Here is a 22,377-nt window from a genome sequence, read left to right as displayed (position 1 = left end):
GGCCAGCCCTGAGCAGACCCCTGAGTCCGACGCCGAACCCTGAGTCGGGTGCCGGCCAGTCGCATCCGCCGTCGCGGCCCGGGGCAACCCCCTCCGAACCCGGACAGGCGAGGCCACCACCTCCAAGACGGAACGCTCGGCAGCGGTAGCGGGGGTGGATCGGGTCGTCGGGCCCGCTCGCGGCCAGGTCATGGCCGAACAAAATTCTGATAACACAGAGCTACTTTTCGGCAACGTACAGTTATATGCTCGCACTGGCCTTGATCCGCTGAGGTCAACAAAGGTCAACGGGGCTGGTGATGCGCCTTCGGGCCCACGGCGTGCCGCCGCCCCGGCGACAGCCAAACCGGTGAAGGAGCAGAAGTGATCAAAAGGGTGTGCGCCGCGGCCGTGGTGTCGGCGGTCGCCGGCGGGCTGATGTTCGCCGTCCCCGCTCACGCTGAAGACGCGGCCGGTCCCTGGGATGGGCGCTCATGGGCGGCCAACTGGAGTCGCAACAGCGACTCCACCCAGACCGGCAACAACTTCGCCGACGTCTTCGCCGCCAACCGCGGCCAGGACGACTCGACGAACGTCAACAACGTCAACGGCATAGCCCCGACCGCCACCAACGGCGGCATCACGGTGATCTACATCTTCGACTGACCGGCTGCCGTCCGACCAACCCGAACAGACACCCAACAGTGAAAGGACTCACATGAAGAAGCTCTGCGTGTCCGGCATCGTCGTCGCCGCCGCGACCGGGATGGCCCTCATGTCGGCCCCCGCGTTCGCCGACACCAACGCCGGCAACGCCAGCCGCAACCGTAACGCCATCCAGTCGGGCAACAACTTCGGCAACGTGGTCAACAGCAACGTCGTCGGCCGCGGCGCGACCGGGGTCAACAACGTCAACGGCGTCGCCGTGACCGCGACGCACGGTGGCGACGTGGACATCGACGACGTGCTCGACTAGTCCCGCGACACGGCGCCGCGATCCGCCAGAACGCGCGCGCCACGAGCCCCGGGCCAGGCCGGACCCGCCGGGAAGGTGCTCGCCGCCGTCCCCGCACCCTTCCCAGTGACGGGACCGGCCTGGCCCGGTTCTTTCAGCTGGAGATCCCGCCGTCCACCGGAATGACCGTCCCGGTCAGGTACGCACCCGCGCGCGACGACAGATAGATGGCCGCGCCGGCCATGTCCTCGGGGCGTCCGATCCGGCCGAGGGGCACGCTGGAGGCGATGCTTTCGCGGGTCGCGGGGTCGTCCAGAGCGAAGGCCATCATCTTCGAGTCGAACGGCCCGGGTGCGATGGCGTTGACCGTGATGTGCTCCTTCGCCAGATGCCTGGCCAGGTGCCGGGTGAGCATGTGCACGGCTGACTTCGTCGACGAATAGGCATAGCTCGGCAGCGCCGGCACCTTGATCCCGTCGATCGAGCCCACGTTGATCACACGCGCCGGGTCGTCCGCGCTCGCCGCCTCCCTGAGTCCGGGCAGGAACCGCTGGGTCAGGTAGAAGACCCCTTTGACGTTGATGTTCCAGAGCTTGTCGAAGGCGTGCTCCGGATATTCCTCCAGCGGCGCTCCCCAGGTGGCGCCCGCGTTGTTGACCAGCACGTGCAGCGGTCCGTCCACCGCCGAGACCAGTGACTCCAGCCCTTCGGGTGTGGACAGGTCGGCCGGCACCGCGACGCAGCCCAGTTCGGCCGCCGTCTTCTCGACCTCGGCCGTCTTGCGAGCGGAGATGTAGACGGACGCCCCCGCCTCCACGAATCCGGCGGCGATCATGCGTCCGATGCCGCGCGATCCGCCCGTGACGACGACTGTCTTGCCTTCCACCGAGAACAGAGTCATGTTCCGGAAGCATGCCATACCGAACGGTCGGTTGCTAGCGGCCGCCGAACGTCGGGCGCGGTTCAGACTCCGGGGAGGCGGCCGTTGCGGAACAGGTCGACGAACCTCTGGTGGTCCTCGCGCGCCTGAGCCCCGTACCGATGGGCGAACTCCACCAGCATCCCGATAAATCCGGACCTGTCGCTGCCGATCACGTGCACGATCGCCTCCTCCGTCGAGAAGTCCACGAGGTCATGGCTCGACTCGTCATCGGCCACCGAGTGCATGCGCGCCACCGCCCGCCCCAGGTCCTGCACGATCGAGCGCAACTCGGCCGGCTCGTTCACGTCGTCCCAGTCCAGGTCCGCCGAGTACGGGGAAACCTCGGCCACGAGCTGCCCCACACCGTCGAGCGTGGTGTACCCCAGCCAGGGATCGGCATAGGCCTGCAACGCCCGCTGCGACTCGGCCGTGCGGTGCCCCTGGTGTCTGAAGTACGCGCAGACCTTCTCGTCGGTGACGTGCCGCGCGACGACGGGCGCCGCCGCCTGCTTCATGCACAGGATCACGTCGTTCTCCAGCGCCTGCGAGCGCCCTTCGAGCAGCAGGTTGTACGACGGCAGCCCCGCCGACCCGATGCCCACGCCCTTGCGCAGCGCCACGTCCTTGACCACCTGCTCGACCGGATCGACCCGCACCGGCAGCGTACTCAGGTAGTCCACGAACGCGCCCAAGACGGCCTGCCTGGTTGCCGTGTCCACCGGCTCCCGCCCCGCCATGAGCGCGAAGCGCCGGTCGTACCCGTCGATCACGGTCTCGGTGTCCAGCAGGGCGACCCGCGTACGCAACCGGGCCGTCTGCAGCACCCGGTGCAGCACGCCGGTGGTGGTGTCCAGCGTGAGCGAGCCGATCGCGTCGTCACCGCCCCCCGCGATGGCGGTCAGCTCGACCACGTACGCCCCGGCGAAGTCGGTCACGAGCATGCTGATCGAGTCGTCGGACAGCGCCTTGGCGTACCCGAGCAGGGCCAGGCTGGCGGCGAACCGCTTGAGGTCCCAGACGTACGGCCCCACGTACGCCTCGTCGAAGTCGTTGACGTTGAACACCAGGACGCCGGAGGCGTTCATGTACGTGCCGAAGTTCTCGGCGTGCAGGTCGCCGTGGATCCACACCCTGCTGGTCGGCCCGTCGAGGAAGGAGTCGTCGGCGTACGCGCCGGCCATGTCGGCGTAGAACAGGCAGGCGCTGCCCCGGTAGAAGGCGAAGGGCGAAGCCGCCATCTTGCGAAACTTCCGGCTGAACGCCGCCGGATCTTCCCTGATCGACTCGCCGAACTCCGCCATGAGGACATCGAGCAGGAACGAAGAGCGTGTGCCCATACCACGGACAGTAAGTCTCGCCGCGGCTCCCGCCTACCCTGATCTCTCCCTGACCGTCAGGGCCGCGGGCACTCGCGCCTGTCACGGGTGCTGGGATGAGACCGCGACCACCTCACCCGTCATGTACGAGGAGTAGTCGCTGGCGAGGAAGACGATCACGTTGGCCACCTCCCACGGCTCCGCCGAGCGGCCGAAGGCCTCCTTGGCCGTCAGCTCCGCCAGCAGGTCATCGGCGGTCACCTTCGCCAGGTGCGGGTGCACCGCCAGCGACGGCGCCACCGCGTTCACCCGTACCCCGTGCTCGGCGGCCTCCAGCGCGACGCAGCGGGTCAGTGCCATCACGCCGGCCTTGGCCGCGGCGTAGTGCGCCTGTCCGGGCTGGGCCCGCCAGCCGAGCACCGAGGCGTTGTTGACGATGACGCCGCAGCCCTGCGCGGTCATCTGCCTGAGCGCGGCCCTGGTGCAGCGCATGGTGCCGGTCAGGGTGACGTCGACGACCGTGTGCCACTGCTCGTCCGTCATCTCCGTGAGCGGGGCCGTACCGCCGAGCCCGGCGTTGTTGACCACCACGTCCAGCCTGCCGTGCGCCGTAACCGCCGCGTCGAACAGCGCCAGCACCTGCGCCTCCGACGTCACGTCGCACGGGACCGCCAGCGGCTTGACGCCGGTGAGGTCGGCCAGGGACTCGGCGGCGGCGGCCAGGCGGCGCTCGTGCCGGTCCGAGACGACGATCGTCGCCCCCTCCTCGGCGCAGCGCCTGGCCGTCGCGTAGCCGATGCCCGCTCCCGCGGCCGCCGTGACCAGGGTCACCTTGCCGTCGAGCAGGCCGTGCGCCTTGGGGTAGGGCTGGGGCATGGGCGGTCCAATCAGCGGGGGAGTCCCAGGGCGCGCTCGGCGATGATGTTCCGCTGGATCTCGCTGGATCCCGCGTAGATCGTGTCGGCGCGGCTGAACAGGTAGAGGCGCTGCAGGTCGTTGAGCCCGCCGTCGGCCGCCAATCCGGCCTTTCCCTGTACGGCCTGCGCCAGCTCGCCCAGCCGGCGGTGCCATTCCGACCAGTAGAGCTTGGCGATCGACACTTCGGGCCCGGGGTCGGGCCGCACCGTCCTGAGCGCGTTGAGGCGCATGATCTCCAGCTCCAGCCACGCCCTGACGAGCCGGTCGCGCAGCACGGGATCGTCCGCGGCACCGGTCCGCCGGGCCGTCGCGATCACCTGGGCCAGCTCGCGGCGGAAGCCGATCTGCTGCCCGAGCGTGGACGCGCCGCGCTCGTGCCCGAGGGTGGCCATCGCGACCCGCCAGCCGTCGCCGGGCGCCCCGAGAACGTTGCCCGCCGCCGTGCGCGCGCCGTCGAAGAAGACCTCGTTGAACTCGGACGTCCCGGTCAGCTGGACGATCGGCCGGACGAGGACTCCGGGCTGGTCCATGGGGACGAGCAGGTACGACAGGCCGCGGTGGCGCTGCGAGCCCTCCTCCGTACGGCACAGGACGAAGCACCATTGGGCCACGTGGGCGAGCGATGTCCAGACCTTCTGGCCGGTGATCACCCACGTGTCGCCCTCCAGGCGGGCCCTCGTCTGGACGTTCGCCAGGTCGGAGCCGGCCTCGGGCTCGGAGTAGCCCTGGCACCAGAGCTCCTCGCCGCGCTGGATCGGGGGAAGGAAACGCTCCTTCTGTTCGTCGGTGCCGAATTCGAGGATGGTCGGGCCGATCAGTCCTTCGCCGATGTGGCCGACCCTGGCGGGGGCCCGCGCTCGGGCGTACTCCTCGTGGAAGGCCACCTGGCCCTCCAGGGAGGCGGCGCGGCCGCCGTACCGGCGGGGCCAGCCGAGGCATGTCCAGCCGGCCCTGCCGAGATGGCGCTCCCACGCCAGCCGCTCCTCGTATCCTTCGTGCTCGCGCCCAGGGCCGCCCAGCCCGCGCACGTGGGCGAACTCGCCGCTCAGCGCCTCCTCCAGCCAGGCGCGGGCCTGCCGGCGCAGGCCGCCGGGCGCGGGTGGGTCAGGCAGGGGCGGGTCAGGCAGGCTCAACGAAGCCGCCGTAGCCGCCGCGGAAGAACACCAGCGGGCCGCCGTCGGCGTGCGTGTCGAGCTGGAGCACACGCGCCACCACGATCATGTGGTCGCCCGCCAGGTGCTCGGCCTCGACGGAGCAGTCGATCCAGGCCAGTGAGCCGTCGAGAACGGGATTGCCGCCGGGGGAGCCGGTCCATTCCAGGCCGGCGAACTTGTCCCCGCCCTTGGCCGCCAGCTGGGCGCACACGGACCGCTGGTGCTCGGCCAGCACGTTGACCGTGACGACCTTGGCGCCGCGCACCTTGGGCCAGCTCGTGCTGGTGTGTGCGACGCAGAACGCCACGAGGGGCGGGTCGAGCGAGACAGAGGTGAAGGAGTTGGCCGCCAGGCCGCAGGGCTCTCCGCTGACCGGCTCGACCGCCGTGATCGCCACCACGCCGGTCGCGAACCTGCCGAGCACCTGCCGGAAGCGGAGGGTGTCGAGGTGGCCTTGTGAGGGGCCGGGCGGCATGGCGGCTCCGTTGCAGATCCTGCGCTGATGGGGCGTCGGTAGGCCGCGACAGCCGTCCGGCGCGATGAGCCGGGCAGCGTGTGTGCTCATGGTCCGCCTCCTCGTCCACCTGGGGCGCCTAATCTTACCAAGCGCTTGCTTGGACGGTAGGGCGAACCCGGGAACGGTGTCAAGCCGGGCTCTGGGAGGTGCGTTGACATGGGTGAAATGTCCTGTCTAACGTGGCGGGTGTGCCCAAGCGCTTGCTTGATTTCTCCGATCGGACCGCGATCGCCGGGGTCGGCTACACCCCCTTCACCAAGAACTCGGGCGTCAGCACGCTGACGCTGGCCTGCCGTGCCGTACTGGCCGCCCTGGAGGACGCGGGACTGCCCGTGGACGAGGTGGACGGCCTGGCGACGCACCGCGTGGGCGACTCGGCCGCGCCGACCCTGGTCGGCCCCGCGCTCGGCCTGATGGACCTGTCCTGGCACCTGGACCAGTTCGGCGGGGGCAGCGTCTCGCACGCGGTCGTCGGCCAGGCGGCGCTGGCGGTCGCGACCGGCATGGCCGAGACGGTCGTCTGCTACCGGGCCATCAACGCCCGCTCCGAGTTCCGCATGGGAGGCACCGGCCGGGGCGTGCCGGTGAGCCCCGAGGTGCAGTACCAGGCGCCGTACGGCTACGTCGCGCCGCCGCAGCAGTACGCCATGTATGCCCGCGCCCACATGCTGAAATATGGGACAAAGGCCGAGCACTTCGGCCTGCTGGCGGTCACTCAGCGCGCGAACGCCGCCAAGAACCCCCGCGCCCTGATGCGCACCCCCATCACCCTCGACGACTACCTGGCCGGCAGATGGATCGCCGAGCCGTTCCGGCTCCTGGACTGCTGCCTGGAGACGGACGGCGCCTGCGCCGTCGTCGTCACCACCGCCGAACGTGCCCGCGCGCTGCGCCGCCCTCCGGTGCTGATCTCGGCCGCGGCGTGGGGCGGCGGCACCACGCATTTGTCCGGCGCCTGCGCCGACCCCACCGTGACCGCGGCCGCCGCCCTCGCTCCCCGCCTGTACGCGCAGGCCGGCATCGGGCCCGGCGACGTCGACGTGGCCGAGCTGTACGACTGCTTCACCTACTCGGTGATCGTCCAGCTGGAGGACTACGGCTTCTGCGCCAAGGGCGAGGGCGGGCCGTACGTGGCCTCGGGCGCCACCGCGGCCGGCGGCCCGCTTCCTGTCAACACGCACGGCGGTTTCCTGTCCGAGGGCTACGTGCACGGCATGAACCACATCGCCGAGGCGGTCTCCCAGCTGAGGGGCGACGCGGGCGAACGCCAGGTGCCCGGCGCGGAGGTGGCGCTGTCCACGGCCCAGCCCGGCTACATCCTTCCGGCCACCTCGGCCCTGATCCTGAGGAGGGCGTGATGGCGGGATACCGTCCTGAACCCGACAGGGACTCCCGGGAGTGGTGGGAGCGGGTCGGCAGGGGAGAGTTCGCGGTGCAGGTGTGCGACGCCTGCGGCACGGCCCGCTTCCCTGCGCGGGCGTTCTGCGCGCGGTGCCGTACGGAGGGGGCCCACTGGCGGAAGGTGGCGCCCGAAGGCGTGGTGGAGAGCTGGATCGTCAACCACCAGCCCTTCGTGCCCGGCCTGCGGGCGCCGTACGTGGTGGTGATGGTCAGGCTTGCGGAGGTTCCCGGCTGCTTCGTGTACGGGAACTGGCGCGGCCTGCGGCCGCCGGAGCATGGCGAACGGGTCACGGCTTCCTACACCCGGGTCGACGCGGACCTGACCCTGGTCGACTGGCGGCCAGGGCCCTAGACGATCGTCGGCCGCGGCGCAAGGTCTCGCGCTTGTTGATCTTGCGTCGCAAATTCGATTGGTACCGGAAAACCCCACCAGCCCCGCCGATCCCAATCGCCTCACAAGGCGGGCACCGAGGGTTGATGATGATGATGTAGGCGTCAACGCGGACGGCTCGGTGGTGGCTGGCGTGAGAGGTTCTGGCGTGGTGACGGGCGCGACCGTGAGGTCGCGAACCACGATCCTGCCTGCCCGTGGGCCTGACCCTGAACGTGACCCTGGACTGGCCCCTGAACCTGACTCTGCGCCTGCCTGCCGCCGGCTGTGTCCGCCCGGCCTGGCCCGGGCGCCGCCTGACCGGAGCGAGCCTCGCAACGGGAGAAGAGGCTGTAACCGGTCGAATTCCCGGGCAACTGGTCGGTCCCTCGGAGGAAAACGCGTCCTGGCGGGCGTGGGGGACCCGCCAGGACGCGCTTCCTGCCCCGTGTGCGACGGCGCCAGGACTCCGGCGAGGGATGGAGTCCTAGACCGTTAGCTCACACACGGAGTCGATGGGGAGCGCGAGGGCTCTCGTTGCCGGCAACGTGCGGCGATGCGTCGAGCTGTACCAACCGGGTCATCGTTGGGGTGCGTGACGGGGGCGCCACCCTCCTCATTCCAGACAAAGGTTCCGTCTTCGCACCACACGGTCAGCTCAGTCAACACCGATTGCACGGAGGTGCCATCGCTCTGGTAGGTGTGGGTGAACCCCTCGCGACACAACGCGTAACGCAGTAAACGTGTTGCATCGCGAGAGGCATGCCAGCGCGGGTATGGCATATCCGTGCGGTCCGGCAACACTGGCCTTCACCTCCTCACCGGCCTATAGATGGATTTGTACCAACGAATGGATGATGGGCCGGAGGAGGGGGGTTGGTCAAGGGGTTGTGGCCTGCTAGAACCAGATCGTCTAAATTGTTGGAACAAAAGGGGTGAAAGTGGCAAGGTCGGTGCTGTATCAGCAGGTGGCTTCGGAGTTGAGACGAGCCATCTACTCGGGTGTCCTCGGCCCCGGGGCGCAGCTGCCGACCGAGGCGCAGCTCATGGAAGACCATGGGGTGAGCAGGAACACCGTCAGGCTGGCCCTCGGCGAACTCGTCAACGAAGGGCTGGTCACGCGCACGCCGCGGCGCGGGACGGTGGTCCGAGACCGCAGACCGCTGCTGATCTATCCGCAGCGGGAGCTGGAGCCGCAACCCAGTGGGGAACTTCGGGAGGCCTTCGCCTATGCCGTGGCGCAGGAAGGCCGAGCCCCGAGCCAGTACATCGAGGTCCTGACGGTGTCTCCGGTCGAGGAGATCGCCAGCAGGCTTGAGTTGGCAGACGGGGAGTTGGCGGTGGTGAGACGTCGTCTGCGGTTCGTGGACGGCCAGCCGTACAACACCAACGACTCCTACTTTCCGCGTGACCTTGTCGCCGACTCCGAGATCGCCAGGCCCGGAGACATCGCGCGAGGGGCGAACCGGGTGCTGGAGGAGCTGGGTCATGGGCAGGTACGCGTCGTCGACGACATCTGGGCGCGCATGCCTAACCAGGAGGAAGCCGAGCGCCTTCAGCTTGAACTTGGCACGCCGGTCATGGTCTATGTCCGTGTTGGTTTTGACGCGGCCGATATGCCCGTGCGTGTCGCGGTGTCGGTGCTGCCCGCCGACAAACATCTGATCAGATACGAGCTCGATCGCCGCTGAAGAGCTCGTTTGAAGGGGTGATCCCGCCGGCCGGGCGCAGCGAGAATTAGCCGCCTCGCTGGCCTGGGGGAGTCGTGCATACTCCCCCAAATCGCCATTTATCCATATATATCGGGTTAAGGCCCATTTCGGCCACCCGCGCACCATCGCGTCATCACGCTTTGTGTCAGCGCGGGTACCCAACGCAACGGGAGTTGTATTATGCACACGAACACGCTTCTTCATCCGCTCGCGCTCCGGCGCGCGGAACCCGCGGACCTTCCCGGCATACTCACCCTCCTGGCCGACACCGCCGAGTGGCTGCATGCGCGGGGTCTCAGGCAGTGGCCCCGCGGGGGTTTCGGTCCCGAGCGGATCGAGCCGCTCATCGAGGAGCGGGTGCTGTTCCTGCTCGATGACGAGCTCAGGTATCTCGACCCCGACGAGGCGGCACCGCCGGTTGCCACCATAGCCCTCGATGACCACGCAGACCCGGAATTCTGGACAACCGCCGACGATCCGGGCGCGGCACTTTACATCCACAAGCTCGCCGTCGCCCGCCCGTGGTCGGGCAGCGGTCTCGGCGACGCCCTGCTCGACTGGGCCGGCGCCGCGGCCCACGCCGCGGGCCTGCCCTGGTTGCGGCTCGACTGTGCGAAGGGCAACCCGCGGTTGCAGCGCTACTACCGCACCCGGGGGTTCCGGCACGTCCGTACGGTGGACCTGCCGCACCGCTCCTCCGGGGCCCTCTTCCAGCGCCCGTCGCTGGATCTTCCCGCCACGGCGTTCCGTGACCTGACGATGGCGGAGCTGATCAGCGCCTGACGCTCCTGGCCCGGCCCTCCGCGATGGAGGGCCGGGCCCGCCGTTCCCCCGCGCCGGCGCGCGCGTGCGTCCCGTGGACGGGCGGAAGCCGCCCGCCCGCATCTCGTGGGCGCTTCACCGGTACGCGACCCCGTACGCGGGCTCTCAGGCGGGCGGAGAGGGCCGTACGGGGCGGTCGCGTACCACCTTTGGGGCTACGCGGCAGAAGGGGGCAGAGCACCATATAATCTTCCCTGCATGACCGGATCCCTGCTCGAGGTGATCGCGCTCAACGTGCGCGACGCCGTGGCCGCCGAACAGGGCGGAGCCGACCGGCTCGAGGTCGTCGCCGACATGGCGGCCGACGGGCTGACCCCCTCCCCGGAGACCGTGGCCGCGATCGCCGCGGAATGCCCGCTCCCCCAGATGGTGATGCTCCGCTGCGACGCCCGCTTCACCGCCGACGCCGACACGCTCGACCGGCTGGCCCGCGACGCCAAGGCGCTGGCGCAGGCCGGGGCGGCGGGGTTCGTGTTCGGCTTCCTGGACGGGGTCGGCGCCGTCGACCTCGCGGCCACAGAGGCGCTCATCCACGCCGTCTCCCCGCTGCCCTGGACGTTCCACCGCGCCGTCGACCACGCCGCCGACGTGCAGGCGTCGTGGCGGGCCGTGCGCTTACTGCCCAACCTGGCCACCGTGCTCACCTCGGGCTCCCCCACGGGCGTGGGGGACGGGCTGCCGGTGCTGAAGGCACGGGCCGAGGCGGGCGACGGCTCGATCGTCCTGGCCGGTGGCGGCCTGCGGCCGGCGTACGTGCCGCCCCTGCTCGACTACGGCATCCGCGCCTTCCACGTGGGATCGGCCGTACGCGCGAGCTGGTCCGACCCCGTCGAGTGGCGCCTGGTGCGCCAGTGGCGCTCCCTGGTCGAACGCGACTGAGCGCTCACGGCAGCGCCAGGTCGGCGCGGCGGAGGGCGGCGGCCAGCGTGCGGATGGTGGCGGGCTCGTCCATGACGCCTCCACCCGCCTCCCGCCGTTGCTCCCACGCGCTGACCCGCTCCCGGTAGGAGTCGTAGCGGGCCAGGTGGTAGGCGTAGACGGTGGCGAACCTGCTCACCAGGTGCGACGGGTGCATGTCCCAGCCCTGGTAGTAGCCGTGCCGCAGCGAGTGCCTGACGAGCTCGGCGTGCCGGCGCCACAACGTGTGCACGTCCTCCTCGCGGTCCGAGACCGGCGACGCGGCGAGCGAGCCGTCGGACAGCTCCACCCCTGTGCCGGCGAACGCGGTCTGCATCACGTGCCTGGCGTGATCGCAGGCCGGATGGTCGAGGCGCTGCTCGTGCGGCGGCAATCCGAGGGCCGCGGTGTAGTCGAAGACCCCGAAGTGCGCCGCCGCCAGCCGGCCGTCCAGCGCCTGTGGCAGGTCGCCGCGCAGGAAGTGCAGCGTCTGCGGCGCCTCCACCTGCATCTCGAACCGCAGCGGCGCTCCCAGCCGGGTCCCGAGCCCGGCCTCCAGCCGCGCCAGCACCGCGGCGAACTGCCCGAGGTACGCCTCCATCAGCACCTTGGGAAAGGTCACCACGAACCCGCCGGGCAGTTCCCCGGCCCGCGCGACCACCCCCTTGACGAACCCGTCGAGCGTGCGCACCGACCGATCGGGGTCGCCGTCGGCGAACGACTTAACCCGCACCCCCCACCGTCGCGGAAGCGCTCCGGCGGCGTGCAGCGCGGCCACCGCCTCGGCCGCCTGCTCCACGTGCCCGTCCTCCACCGGGTCCGGCCGTACGCCGTAGCCGTCCTCGAAATCCACGCGCAGATCCTCGACGGGCTCGGACGCGAGCTTGCGCACGACCCGCTCGTGCACGCCCGATGCCGGCCCGCCGGGCAGCCCGAACACCTCCGCCAGCTCGCCGGGGCCGGCCAGGTGGGCTCTGACCAGGGACGACGCCTGATCGCCCCACGCGGCAACCGTGCCGGCGGTGAACCGGTCGGCGGGGACGTAGACGGTGTGGACCGGCTGCCACCCCGGCTCGGCGGCCGGAAAGCGGGCCTGCTGGAGCGCGTACGCCTCCTCGAAGCCCCTAAGGTCGGCACGCACGGAGCATGGCCTCCAGGCCCACGAGCTTGACGCGTTCGCCCCTGCCGAGCGACCTGGCCAGCTCGGCCTCGGCCGCCTCGATGGCCAGCCACTCGTCGTACGTCACCGGCCGCACCCCGCGCTCGGCCAGCAGCGCGTCGACGGAGCCGAGGCCGTCCCGCCCGCCTCCCGCGAGATCGGCGAGCAGCGTGCGAACGGTCTCCGCCGCGTCGGACTTGTTGGTGCCGATCACCCCGGTGGGCCCGCGTTTGAGCCAGCCCGCCACGTATTCGCGCTCGCGCACCCGGCCGGCCTCGTGAGGAACGGTCATGGTGGCCTCGGAGAACGGCACCCCGGGCAGCGGCACGCTCTGGTAGCCCACGGAACGCAGCACCATGCCGACGGGCAGCGTCTCGTACTCGCCGGTGCCGACCACGCGGCCCTCATCGGACAGACGGGTGCGTTCGAGCGTGATGCCCTCGACCCGCTCGGTGCCGAGGATCTCCACGGGCCGCAGCCAGAAACGCACGTCGAGGCGGCGCGGCCGGCCCACCGGCTCGCGCTCGGCCCACGACTGCAGGACCTTGATGTTGCCCTGGACCTGGCGCGGGAAGTCGCCGCCCAGCACGACCGCCTCCTCGGGGCGGACGCAGACGTCGGCGTTGGCCAGCTCGCCCAGCTCGCGCAGCTCCTTCAGGGTGAACTTGGCGTGCTCGGGGCCGCGGCGGCCGATCATGTGGATGGCCTTGACCTGGCTGTCCTGGAGGCGCTCCAGCACGTCGTGGGGTACGTCGGTCGAACGCAGCTCGTCGGACGTCTTGGCCAGCACGCGTACGACGTCGACGGCCACGTTGCCGACGCCGATCACCGCGACCTCGGAGGTGTCGAGCGTGAACCTGCCGGGGTCGACGTCGGGATGGCCGCAGTACCAGTTGACGAAGTCGGTCGCCGCCACGCTACCCGGCAGGTCCTCCCCGGGGATGCCGAGCTTCCTGTCGACCATCGCGCCCGTGCAGTAGACCACCGCGTCGTAGACGCCGAGCAGGTCGCCGGCGGACAGGTGCTCGCCCAGCGTGACGCCGCCGAGGAAACGCACCTCGGGCAGCTCCAGCACCCTGCGCAGATAGTTGGCGATCGACTTGATCGACGTGTGGTCGGGCGCGACGCCATACCTGACCAGCCCGTACGGGGTCGGCAGGCGTTCGAGCACGTCGACATGGACGGGCTCGGCCGACTGCTTGACCAGGGCCTCGGCCGTGTAGATCCCGGCGGGGCCCGATCCGATGACCGCCACACGCAACGCCACGCTGCCTCCTAAGACCCGGTCGCACCGGACATGTGTCCCTTTGGTACAACGGGCCGGTGTGATAGATGTATCCCCGATCGCCGGTGCGGACGAGCGCGGCCGGTGAACGACGCACGCCGTTCAGCCCGCCCCACTCGTCCGGGTTTTCCAGGCTCCGAGCCCACCGTAACCCGCATGTCCCTTCCAGGGGGACCCCCGCGGCTCATGGCAGCCGGTCGCGCAGGGCCTGCTTGTCGATCTTCCCGTTGGCGTTGGCGGGCAGGGCGCCGACCACGACGACCCGCCTGGGCACCTTGTAGCCGGACATGTTGGCCCTCGCCCAGACGAGCAGGGCCTCTGGGTCGGCCGTCGCGCCCGGCCTCGGGACGACGTACGCGAGGCCCGCCTCGCCCGCGACCGGGTCGGGCACGCCGATGACCGCGGCCTGCGCCAGCGAGCCCTCGCGCAGCAGCAGCGCCTCGACCTCGGCGGGGGAGACGTTGAACCCGTTGACGATGTAGAGCTCCTTCTTGCGGTCCACGATGGCGAGGTTGCCCGCCTCGTCGAGCACGCCGACGTCGCCGGTGCGCAGCCAGCCGCCGGCGTCGATGGCTTCGGCCGTCCTCGCGGGCTCGTCCCAGTAACCGCGCATGACGCCGTAGCCGCGCTGCAGGATCTCGCCGCGCTCGCCGGGTGCGACCTCCTTGCCGTCATCGTCGACGATCTTGACCTCGATGCCGGGCACGGGCTTGCCGGTGGTGTTCGCGATCACGTCGATGGGGTCCTCGGCCCTGGTCATGGAGACGACCGTGCCCTCCATCAGCCCGTACGCGTTGATCATCCGCTCCAACCCGACCCGCTCGACCAGCCTGGTGATCAGGGCGGACGGCACGGCGGCGGCCCCGCAGATGGCGACGCGCAGCGACGAGACGTCCCACGAGCCCCGGTCCAGCTCGTCCAGCAGCCGGTGGAACAGGGTGGGCGGGCCGGCGAGCACGCTCGCCCGCTCGGAGGAGATCAGCGACATGAGGGCGTCGGGGGCGAAGACCGGGACCGGCACCATCGTGGCCCGGCGCAGCACACACGCGATGAGCCCGGCGTTCAGCCCGAACCCATGGCTGAACGGGGCGATCAACGGGTAGCGGTCGTGCTCGTCCAGGGTGACGATCTCGGACCAGTCCCAGTAGCCGCGCAGGATCTGGGCGTGGTCGAGCATGACACCCTTCGGCACGCCGGTGGTGCCCGACGTGGACATGATCTCGCACAGGTCGCCGGGGCGTACGGCGAGCGCCCGCTCCTCGGCCTCCCGGCCGGACACCTTGGTGCCGAGCGACCGTAACCCGGCCGCCTCCGGGCCCACGATCCGCAGCCCAGGCAGCGGCGGCAGCAGGCCGGCGAGCGGGGTGTCCGCCGGGCCGGCGCCGGTGATCAGTACCTTCGCCCCCGTCCTCTCGACGAGCTGGGCCGCCTCGATGCCCTTGCAGCGGGACGGGAGCGGCACGATGATCGCGCCCGCGTCCCAGATGCCGAAGGCGTGCGCCACCCAGTACGCCGAGTTCACTCCCCACAGCGCCACCCGGTCACCCGGGCCGACGCCGAGGGCGATCAGGCCGCGGGCGATCCCGGACGCCGCGGCCCGCAGCCCCGGCAACGTCACGCCGGCGCCGCCCTCGGCGACCACGGTGGCGTCCGGGTGGTGCTCGGCCTGGTCGCGCAGCATGCGGGGGAGCGTCCCCCAGTCCGGCATCGGTGCCATAGGTTCGCGCCTCCCGTCGCCTGTCAGGTGATGAGCGCCCGGTCCCTGCCGAGGTGGTGGCCGCGCAGGTCGGTCACCGTCGCGGGCAAGGGCGTCTCCGAGACGTCGCCGGCGATTTCCACACCGATGGAGACGGGGGTCAGCGCCCGGAGCGCCTGCTCGATCCGCGAACGCCACATGGGATTGCCCACCAGGCTCTCGCGGGTGAACGTCACCGTCAGCGCCGCCGCGTCCAGCGTTCCCGGGCGGCTGACCGTCAGCTCCCAGCCCGCCACGCCGTCGATCTTGGCCAGCGCCTTCTCGACGCGGGGCAGCGCCAGCCACACGCCTCTCACCAGCACGTGCTCGCCGGCGGTGTGGGTGGGCGCGGACAGGCCGGGGCCTCCGGTCCTCGCCACCAGCCCGGTCCTCAGCACGGCGTCGCCGAGCGTCGCGTGGCCGCGCGGGGTGACGACCAGCTCGGCCAGCGGGCCCGGCGGCGCGGAAAGGTCGTCCTTGGTCAGGGGGGCAGGGGCGAGCAGGCCGTCGGCGAGCGGCGTGAGCGGGTCGTCCTCGGCCGCGCGCCAGGCCAGGGGCGTGCCGCCGAACGGGCTCGCCAGCACCTCCGTGACCCGTGCCCCGAACTCGCCCGCCAGGTGGCCGATCGTGCGCTTCGAGGCGATCTCGCCGGTCAGCACGATGGTCCGCAGACCGAGATCCAGCGGGTCGAGCAGGAACTCCAGGTGCAGGCGGGCCAGGAGGTCCATCGCCCCCGTCGGGGTGATGACCAGCGTGGTGGCCCCCAGCGCGGACAGCGCGTGGTGCAGCCGCATCCGGCCGCGCGGCCCCGCGCAGGCGGCGGCCAGTGCCACGTCGGCCGCGGCCGCGGTCCACAGCACGCCCGCGGGCTCGGCCAGGGCCACCACGACGCGGTCGCGCTCGCCCACGCCGGCCGCGCGCAGCGCCGCGCCGGTCAGCCCGGCCGCCGCCGCGCGGTCGCCAGGCCCCATCGGCAGGACGCTCGACACGTCGGGGGAGACGAGGAGCAGGCCGGTGGCGGAGTGCCCGGCGGCCCCGAGGTCGTCACGGGTCAGCCAGCGGGGGGTCACCGCGCCACCTCGGACATGAACAGCGTCATCGCGTCGCACACCCGGTCGTGCGCCAGGCCGCCGACCTGCGCCTGGATGATGAGGTCGGTGGCGCCGGCCTCGGCGATCCTGGCCAGGGCCTTGCGGGAGCCCGCCACGTCGTCCACCACCACCATGAGGTTCTCGCGCAGGGTGGCCATCGCCTCCTCCGGCGGCAGCCCGGCCGCCAGCTGGCCCAGCACGCGGTGCGTGGCGTGGCGGGCGTCGTAGTAGTCGGGCGGGGTGACGAGGTTGACCTGGCGGCGGATGTACCACAACACGGCGTCGGCGGCCGTGGCGGTCGCCTCGTCGCGGGTGGGGGCGACGTACCAGGGGATCATGAGGGCGACGCGCCGGGCGGCCGGGTCGAAGCCGTTCTCGGCGAGGCACTCCCGATATTTCGTGATGTCGGCGGCCACGTCGTCGATGCCCTTGAGCATCGTCATGCCCAGCAGGTTGTACCCGTTGCGCGCCGCCGCCAGATAGCCCTCCAGCGACGTGGACGCCACCCACACCGGCGGGTGCGGCTCCTGCGCGGGGCGGGGATAGACGGCCACGTCGGGGATCTCGAAGAACGCGTTCGAGCGGCTGACGGGGGCGCCGTCGGCCCGCCAGATCGCCAGCGTCGCCTCCAGCGAGTCCTCCCAGATGCGCCGCGACTGCTCGAACGGCCGCTGGAACGCCTGGTACTCCAGCGGCGAGGCGCCGCGCCCCGTGCCGAACTCCACCCGCCCGCCGCTGAGCACGTCCAGCGTGGCGACGCGTTCGGCCGTGCGGATCGGGGACTGGAACGGCAGCAGCACCACGCCGAGCCCCAGGCGGATACGCTCGGTGCGCTGGGAGATGGCGGCCAGGACCAGGTCGGGAGCGGAGGAGTGGGAGAAGCCCCGGGTGAAGTGGTGCTCCACGAACCAGACGGTGTCGTACCCCAGCCGGTCGCCCAGCACGGCCTGCTCGACCACGTTCCGGAACGCCAGCTGCTCGACCTCACGGGTGCGGCCGCGGACCTCCAGTTCGTATCCCAGGCTGATCCGTAGGGACGTCATCGCGCCTCCGGCAGATTGGTGACCAAGCGCTCGCTTGGTAGAGCGTATCAGCGGCAAAGACTTGCGGGAAGGGCGCGGCGGCGATCAGAGTGATGCCCGTGAAGCGAAAGCGCGCACCGCGGCGGCCCAGGGACGGCGCGCACTCCGGCCCTGTCGACGGCCCTGTCGACGGCAACGTCGACCAGCGGGCCGGCGACCGCGACGAGCACGACGACCTCTCGCCCACGAGCGCTCGGGGGTACGAGGCGTTCGGGCGGGTGATGGCCGCGCTGGCGACCGAGGCCGACTTCATCGAGTCGTGCCGCGACCTGACCTGGTGGCGCGGGGCCGACCACGGCTGGCACATCGAGTGGCGTGACGGCCCGTACGCCTCCGAGGTGGCCGCGCTGCTCTCCGGTCACGTCCGCGCCTCCGACGGCCCCCTCGTGACCGAGAAGGGCCAGGGCAGCGCGGGCTCGGCCGTGCTCGACGTGATGGGCGTACGCTTCGAGCTGCGCGCGATCGACCCGATGGGCCGGGCCGCCCTGCGGGCGCGCGCCGGCTTCTGGCGGTTGTCCGAGGCCCTCGACACCACCCGCCGCACCAACACCCGCCACCCGTGGGAGGAGTTGCTCGGCGGTTAGCCGAACACGTGGGCCGCCAGGCGGGCGCGGTGGGCCTGCGGAGGCCCGAAGAGCTGCGCGTCCGAGGTGGCGCGCTTCAGATAGCGGTGCGCGGGATGCTCCCAGGTGATCCCGATCCCGCCGTGGACCTGGATGTTCTCGCCGGCCGCCGCCAGATAGGCCTCCGTGCAGTACGATCCGGCGATCGCCGCGTACACCTCGTCGCGGGCCGCGGCCTGCGCCGCCGACGTGGCCGACTCCACCAGCAGCAGCAGGTCGGCCAGCTTGTGTTTGATCGCCTGGAACGACCCGATCGGCCGCCCGAACTGCCGCCTCACCTTGGCGTGCTCGACGGCCATCTCGAGGCACCGCCGCGCCCCGCCCGCCTGCTCGGCGGCCAGGGCCGCGACGCCGAGATCGCGTACGCGAGTCCACGACCGGCCGTCCCCCAGCCGCCGCACCGGGGTCTGGTCGAAGAAGAGCCGCTGCAGGGGGCGGCTCTCGTCCATCGTCGCGTACGGCTCACGCCGCGTCGGCGCGGCCTCCACCAGCAGCCCGGCGACGTGGACGAGCACGATCTCGCCCGCGAGCGCGTACGGGACCTCGCCCGTGAGCAGGTCGCCTTCCAGCCGCAGGTCGCCGTCGCCCGGCAGCGCCACGGTCGCGGTCGCCGAGCCGCCGGCCAGCGACTCCAGCAGCTGCGCGGCCCCCGCGGCCCGGGCGGCGGCGACGGCCATCACCGCCGACTGCAGGAACGGGTAGGGGGACAGGGCCCGGCCCAACTCCCCGGCCACCGCCGCCATCTCGGCGGGGCCGCAGCCCGCCCCGCCGTGCTCCTCGGGAACGAGCAGCCCGGCGATGCCCAGGTCGCGCGCGCACTGCTGCCACGACGCACCTGGCCGGCCGGTGAGATAGGCGCGCACGGCGTCGCGCAGCTCATCGGGTAGTCCCACGGACGCATCTTAACCAAGCGATTGCTTGCCTGTGCGCCAATGGCCCGGTTTTACCCTTTTTATACAGATTCATCGTTCGCCCGCGGTCATCCCTTGACCCTGCCGGGAAAGGGCTGACCAGGGATGGACATGGACCACACCACGATCGACTACGGCGACTACGCCGAATACGACCGTCGCCAGCGCGACATCGAGCACCACCTGCTGGCCGCCTTCCTCGGCGGTCTGGCCGTCGGCTTCATGGGCATGTTCGTCGCCGGCGACGGCCCCGGATGGCTGGGCCGGCTCTACGAGCCGTACGTCTACCTCGCCCTCTCCCTGGCGGTCGGGGCCACCGCGTCGGGATTCGGATGGGCGCTGGTGACGACGTTCCTCGCGGCCATGTCCACGCTGGTCTCGGCCGTGGGCGCGAGCGCGCTGCGCGGCGACGACGTCCTGGGAGTCGCGGGCGACGCCGCCGGGGTCAACCGGACGCTCGCCCTGCTCGTCTGCCTGGGCCTGGCCGCCTACGTCACCCGCAGGAACGACGTGTGGGGCGACCTCGCGGCGGCCGCGCTCGGCGCGGCTCTGATCGCGGACGTGGCGGGCAGGGCGGTCCCCGGGCTCGTCGAAAGCGACCACTCGTTCTGGCCGTATCCCGCGGTGGTGATCGGACTGCTGTCCGTGGCGCTGGTGCTCGGACTGCGCAGGAACGCGTGGGGCCGGATGCGCGCGCTGGCGCTGGCGGCAATGCTGTCCGGCCTGCTCTCGGCCGGCCTCGCCGGTGCGCCGGCGGGCGTGCTCCCGCTGCCGGTCTGACCGTGCGGACAAGCGGAGCGGCGCGGCGCCCGGAGTCGATAGCCTGTAGTCCTTCACATCCGGGTCCGAGCAAGGAGTAGCCGTGTTGCTGCGCATGTCGTCGTTGTTTCTACGCACGCTGCGGGACGACCCGGCAGACGCGGAAGTGCCGAGCCACAAGCTCCTCGTCCGCGCCGGCTACGTCCGCCGCGTGGCGCCCGGCATCTACTCCTGGCTCCCCCTCGGCAAGCTGGTGCTCGACAACATCGCCAGGATCGTCCGCGAGGAGATGAACCGCATGGGCGGCCAGGAGGTGCTCTTCCCCGCCCTGCTGCCCCGCGAATACTACGAGGCGACCGGCCGCTGGACCGAATACGGCGACACGCTCTTCCGCCTCCAGGACCGCAAGGGGGCCGACTACCTGCTCGGCCCCACACACGAGGAGCTCTTCGCCGACCTCGTCAAAGGCGAATACTCCTCCTACAAGGACTTCCCGGTCACCCTCTACCAGATCCAGACCAAATACCGTGACGAGGCGCGGCCCAGGGCGGGCATCCTGCGCGGCCGCGAGTTCCTCATGAAGGACTCCTACTCCTTCGACCTCGACGACGACGGGCTCAAGCGCTCCTACGAGCAGCACCGCGAGACCTACATCCGCACGTTCGACCGTCTCGGCATCACCTACAAGATCGTCTTCGCGCAGTCGGGAGCGATGGGCGGCTCGGCCTCGGAGGAGTTCCTGGCGCCCACGCCCACCGGCGAGGACACGTTCGTCGCCTGCCGCGCCTGCGGCTACGCGGCCAACGCCGAGGCCGTCGTCACGCCGGCGCCCGCCGCCCGTTCCTTCGACGACGTGCCGGCGCCGCGCGTCATGGACACCCCCGACACCCCGACCATCGAGACGCTGGTGTCGTACGTCAACGAGCACCACGGCCTGTCCGTCACCGCCGCCGACACGCTGAAGAACGTCGTCGTCAAGGTGAGCACGCCCGGCTCCGACAAGACCGAGACGCTGGTCATCGGCGTGCCCGGCGACCGCGAGGTCGACTTCAAGCGCCTCGAGGCCGCCCTCGCGCCCGGCGAGCCCGCCATCTTCGAGGCCGCCGACTTCGCCAGGCACCCGGGCCTCGTGCGCGGCTACATCGGGCCGCAGGTCCTGCGCGAGCTCGGCATCCGCTACCTCGTCGACCCGCGCGTCGTCACCGGAAGCTCCTGGGTGACAGGTGCAAACGAGCCGGGCAAGCACGCCGCCAACGTGGTCGCCGGGCGCGACTTCGTCCCCGACGGCACGATCGAGGCCGCCGAGGTGCGCGCGGGCGACGACTGCCCCCGCTGCGGCTCCGAGCTGTCCATCGACCGCGGCATCGAGATCGGTCACATCTTCCAGCTCGGCCGCAAATACGCCGACGTGGCCGGGCTCGACGCGCTCGGCCCCGACGGCAAGCCGGTCCGCGTCACGATGGGCTCCTACGGCATCGGCGTCTCCCGCGCCGTGGCGGTCATCGCCGAGCAGCGGCACGACACGCTCGGGCTGGCCTGGCCGCGCGAGGTCGCGCCCGCCGACGTGCACATCGTCGGCACCGGCAAGGACAATCAGGTCGAGGCGGCGCTGAAACTGGGCGCCGAGCTGGAGTCGCGCGGCCTGCGGGTGCTGGTGGACGACAGGGCGCAGGTCTCGCCGGGAGTGAAGTTCAAGGACGCCGAGCTGCTCGGGCTGCCCACGATCGTGGTGGTCGGGCGCGGCCTGTCGCAGGGCGTGGTGGAGCTGCGCGACCGCGTGTCGGGGGACAAGGACGAGATCCCGCTGGCAGAGGCCGTCGACCGGGTCGTCGCCGCCTGCTCGGGCTCCTGACCACGTCCACCGGCAATTCACGTACATGCGGGCGCAAGGCGTCCAGGTTTGACGGCGCGTCGACAGGCTGTAAACCTCGGTGTGATGAAGCCACATACCGACGTGAAAGACTTCTGGGAACGACGCCTGGAGTCCGATTGGACAGAGAGCGGTGTCGGATACAAGGCGCTCGGCCGGGCGTTCAATATCTGGATGTATCGCGTGCGTGCCGAGGGATTTCGCCGTGAGGTGACCTCCCTCGGGCTGGACCTGCCCAAGGCGCGGGTGCTCGACGTCGGGTCCGGCACCGGCTTCTACGTCCGCCTGTGGCGCGAGCTCGGCGCCGGGTCCGTCACCGGCAGCGACCTCACCGAGGCGGCGGTGGAACGGCTGCGCTCCCGCTTCCCCAAATTCTCCTTCCTCCAGCTCGACATCGCCGAGCCCGGAGACGCGCTGGAGCCCGGCTCGTTCGACGCCGTCTCGGCCATGGACATGCTCTTCCACATCACCGACGACGCCCGCTACCGGGCGGCCCTGCACGCCATCGGCGAGGCGGTCAGGCCCGGCGGCGTCTTCGTGCTGTCGGAGAACTTCCTGCAAAGGCCCGAGGAACGCTCCGACTACCAGGTCAACCGCACCCTGCCGTGGATCACCAGAGCCCTCGACGAGGCCGGGTTCGACGTGATCCACCGCGTCCCCATGCTGGTGCTGATGAACGCCCAGGTCGACGGCCACGCCCTGTGGCGCAAGCTGTGGGGCGGGCTGCTGCGCGCGGTGACGCTGACCGAGGTGACCGGCTGGCTGGCCGGAGCCCTGCTCTATCCCGTGGAGCGACGCCTGGTGCGCGTGCTGCGCGAGAGCCCCACGACGGAGTACATGATCTGCCGCCGCCGCTGACGGCCGGCCGTCAGCGGCGGCGGTCGACGGGTCAGCCGCCG

Annotated in this window: 22 protein-coding genes; 11 read left to right on the top strand and 11 right to left on the bottom strand. The window is 71.1% G+C overall.

Annotation, left to right across the window (positions count from 1 at the left end):
- The first annotated feature begins 363 nt into the window (after window positions 1-363).
- Window positions 364-645, top strand: coding sequence for a hypothetical protein (locus GUY59_RS02645; RefSeq protein ID WP_132336814.1), 282 nt, complete (start codon window positions 364-366; stop codon window positions 643-645).
- Between the two features lie 52 nt (window positions 646-697).
- Window positions 698-955 carry a hypothetical protein gene (locus tag GUY59_RS02640; RefSeq protein WP_132336812.1) on the top strand — a complete coding sequence of 86 codons (258 nt, stop codon included), beginning with the start codon at window positions 698-700 and terminating at the stop codon, window positions 953-955.
- 133 nt (window positions 956-1,088) lie between these two features.
- Here the strand turns inward: GUY59_RS02640 and GUY59_RS02635 are convergent, their stop codons facing one another.
- From GUY59_RS02635 to GUY59_RS02615, 5 genes are all read right to left on the bottom strand, one after another.
- Entirely contained in the window at window positions 1,089-1,835 is a 747-nt protein-coding gene (locus tag GUY59_RS02635) for an SDR family oxidoreductase (RefSeq protein WP_132336810.1), read from the bottom strand.
- 62 nt (window positions 1,836-1,897) lie between these two features.
- On the bottom strand, window positions 1,898-3,193 hold the full coding sequence (locus tag GUY59_RS02630; RefSeq protein ID WP_138198915.1) for a DUF2252 domain-containing protein: 1,296 nt from the start codon (window positions 3,191-3,193) through the stop codon (window positions 1,898-1,900).
- A gap of 81 nt (window positions 3,194-3,274) precedes the next feature.
- Window positions 3,275-4,048, bottom strand: coding sequence for an SDR family oxidoreductase (locus tag GUY59_RS02625; RefSeq protein WP_138198916.1), 774 nt, complete (start codon window positions 4,046-4,048; stop codon window positions 3,275-3,277).
- Between the two features lie 11 nt (window positions 4,049-4,059).
- Window positions 4,060-5,223, bottom strand: a complete 1,164-nt coding sequence (locus tag GUY59_RS02620) for an acyl-CoA dehydrogenase family protein (RefSeq protein ID WP_201760416.1) — start codon at window positions 5,221-5,223, stop codon at window positions 4,060-4,062.
- Window positions 5,210-5,809, bottom strand: a complete 600-nt coding sequence (locus GUY59_RS02615) for a flavin reductase family protein (protein WP_171055281.1) — start codon at window positions 5,807-5,809, stop codon at window positions 5,210-5,212. Before GUY59_RS02615 ends, GUY59_RS02620 begins: the two co-directional genes overlap by 14 nt.
- A 140-nt stretch (window positions 5,810-5,949) precedes the next feature.
- Here GUY59_RS02615 and GUY59_RS02610 point away from each other — a divergent pair, with 140 nt between their 5' ends.
- The 5 genes from GUY59_RS02610 (at window position 5,950) to GUY59_RS02590 (ending at window position 10,945) form a co-directional block, all read left to right on the top strand.
- A complete protein-coding gene (locus GUY59_RS02610) occupies window positions 5,950-7,119 on the top strand; it encodes a thiolase C-terminal domain-containing protein (RefSeq protein ID WP_252374807.1) in 1,170 nt (389 codons plus the stop codon).
- Window positions 7,119-7,514, top strand: coding sequence for a Zn-ribbon domain-containing OB-fold protein (locus GUY59_RS02605; protein ID WP_138198917.1), 396 nt, complete (start codon window positions 7,119-7,121; stop codon window positions 7,512-7,514). The genes GUY59_RS02610 and GUY59_RS02605 overlap by 1 nt, the downstream gene beginning before the upstream one ends.
- Window positions 7,515-8,467: 953 nt before the next feature.
- Window positions 8,468-9,223 carry a GntR family transcriptional regulator gene (locus GUY59_RS02600; protein ID WP_246064321.1) on the top strand — a complete coding sequence of 252 codons (756 nt, stop codon included), beginning with the start codon at window positions 8,468-8,470 and terminating at the stop codon, window positions 9,221-9,223.
- Window positions 9,224-9,424: 201 nt separating this feature from the next.
- On the top strand, window positions 9,425-10,027 hold the full coding sequence (locus GUY59_RS02595) for a GNAT family N-acetyltransferase (protein ID WP_132336804.1): 603 nt from the start codon (window positions 9,425-9,427) through the stop codon (window positions 10,025-10,027).
- 237 nt (window positions 10,028-10,264) lie between these two features.
- Window positions 10,265-10,945 carry a copper homeostasis protein CutC gene (locus GUY59_RS02590; RefSeq protein ID WP_138198918.1) on the top strand — a complete coding sequence of 227 codons (681 nt, stop codon included), beginning with the start codon at window positions 10,265-10,267 and terminating at the stop codon, window positions 10,943-10,945.
- A gap of 4 nt (window positions 10,946-10,949) precedes the next feature.
- Here GUY59_RS02590 and GUY59_RS02585 read toward each other — a convergent pair whose 3' ends face one another.
- The 5 genes from GUY59_RS02585 to GUY59_RS02565 all read right to left on the bottom strand — a co-directional run bounded on the left by GUY59_RS02585 (window position 10,950) and on the right by GUY59_RS02565 (window position 17,276).
- Window positions 10,950-12,104: a DUF6986 family protein gene (locus GUY59_RS02585; protein ID WP_138198919.1), complete on the bottom strand. Its 1,155-nt coding sequence runs from the start codon at window positions 12,102-12,104 to the stop codon at window positions 10,950-10,952.
- Window positions 12,088-13,389, bottom strand: a complete 1,302-nt coding sequence (locus GUY59_RS02580) for an FAD-dependent oxidoreductase (RefSeq protein WP_252374808.1) — start codon at window positions 13,387-13,389, stop codon at window positions 12,088-12,090. The genes GUY59_RS02585 and GUY59_RS02580 overlap by 17 nt, the downstream gene beginning before the upstream one ends.
- Window positions 13,390-13,591: 202 nt before the next feature.
- Window positions 13,592-15,124 carry an AMP-binding protein gene (locus tag GUY59_RS02575; RefSeq protein WP_236666761.1) on the bottom strand — a complete coding sequence of 511 codons (1,533 nt, stop codon included), beginning with the start codon at window positions 15,122-15,124 and terminating at the stop codon, window positions 13,592-13,594.
- A 23-nt stretch (window positions 15,125-15,147) separates the two neighbouring features.
- The gene (locus tag GUY59_RS02570; protein WP_138198920.1) at window positions 15,148-16,212 is read right to left on the bottom strand and encodes a hypothetical protein; all 1,065 of its coding nucleotides are present in this window, start codon (window positions 16,210-16,212) and stop codon (window positions 15,148-15,150) included.
- A complete protein-coding gene (locus GUY59_RS02565; protein WP_138198921.1) occupies window positions 16,209-17,276 on the bottom strand; it encodes an LLM class flavin-dependent oxidoreductase in 1,068 nt (355 codons plus the stop codon). The genes GUY59_RS02570 and GUY59_RS02565 overlap by 4 nt, the downstream gene beginning before the upstream one ends.
- 92 nt (window positions 17,277-17,368) lie before the next feature.
- On the opposite strand from GUY59_RS02565, the gene GUY59_RS02560 reads away from it, so the two are divergent.
- Window positions 17,369-17,899 (top strand): hypothetical protein, encoded by a 531-nt coding sequence (locus GUY59_RS02560; protein ID WP_138198922.1) that lies wholly within the window; start codon window positions 17,369-17,371, stop codon window positions 17,897-17,899.
- On the opposite strand, the gene GUY59_RS02555 is transcribed toward GUY59_RS02560, so the two are convergent.
- The gene (locus GUY59_RS02555) at window positions 17,896-18,831 is read right to left on the bottom strand and encodes an acyl-CoA dehydrogenase family protein (RefSeq protein ID WP_138198923.1); all 936 of its coding nucleotides are present in this window, start codon (window positions 18,829-18,831) and stop codon (window positions 17,896-17,898) included. The genes GUY59_RS02560 and GUY59_RS02555 overlap by 4 nt on opposite strands.
- 129 nt (window positions 18,832-18,960) lie before the next feature.
- Between GUY59_RS02555 and GUY59_RS02550 the strand changes: the two genes are divergently transcribed.
- The 3 genes from GUY59_RS02550 (at window position 18,961) to GUY59_RS02540 (ending at window position 22,336) form a co-directional block, all read left to right on the top strand.
- The gene (locus tag GUY59_RS02550) at window positions 18,961-19,629 is read left to right on the top strand and encodes a hypothetical protein (protein WP_138198924.1); all 669 of its coding nucleotides are present in this window, start codon (window positions 18,961-18,963) and stop codon (window positions 19,627-19,629) included.
- Between the two features lie 82 nt (window positions 19,630-19,711).
- A complete protein-coding gene (locus GUY59_RS02545; protein WP_171055282.1) occupies window positions 19,712-21,460 on the top strand; it encodes a proline--tRNA ligase in 1,749 nt (582 codons plus the stop codon).
- An 84-nt stretch (window positions 21,461-21,544) separates the two neighbouring features.
- Window positions 21,545-22,336 carry a class I SAM-dependent methyltransferase gene (locus GUY59_RS02540; RefSeq protein ID WP_138198925.1) on the top strand — a complete coding sequence of 264 codons (792 nt, stop codon included), beginning with the start codon at window positions 21,545-21,547 and terminating at the stop codon, window positions 22,334-22,336.
- Window positions 22,337-22,377: the final 41 nt, after the last annotated feature.

Source organism: Nonomuraea sp. K271, assembly GCF_009908215.1.
GTDB classification, from domain to species: domain Bacteria; phylum Actinomycetota; class Actinomycetes; order Streptosporangiales; family Streptosporangiaceae; genus Nonomuraea; species Nonomuraea longispora.
The sequence above is the reverse complement of the archived record's forward strand: the minus strand, read 5'-3'. Positions and strand labels throughout refer to the sequence as shown.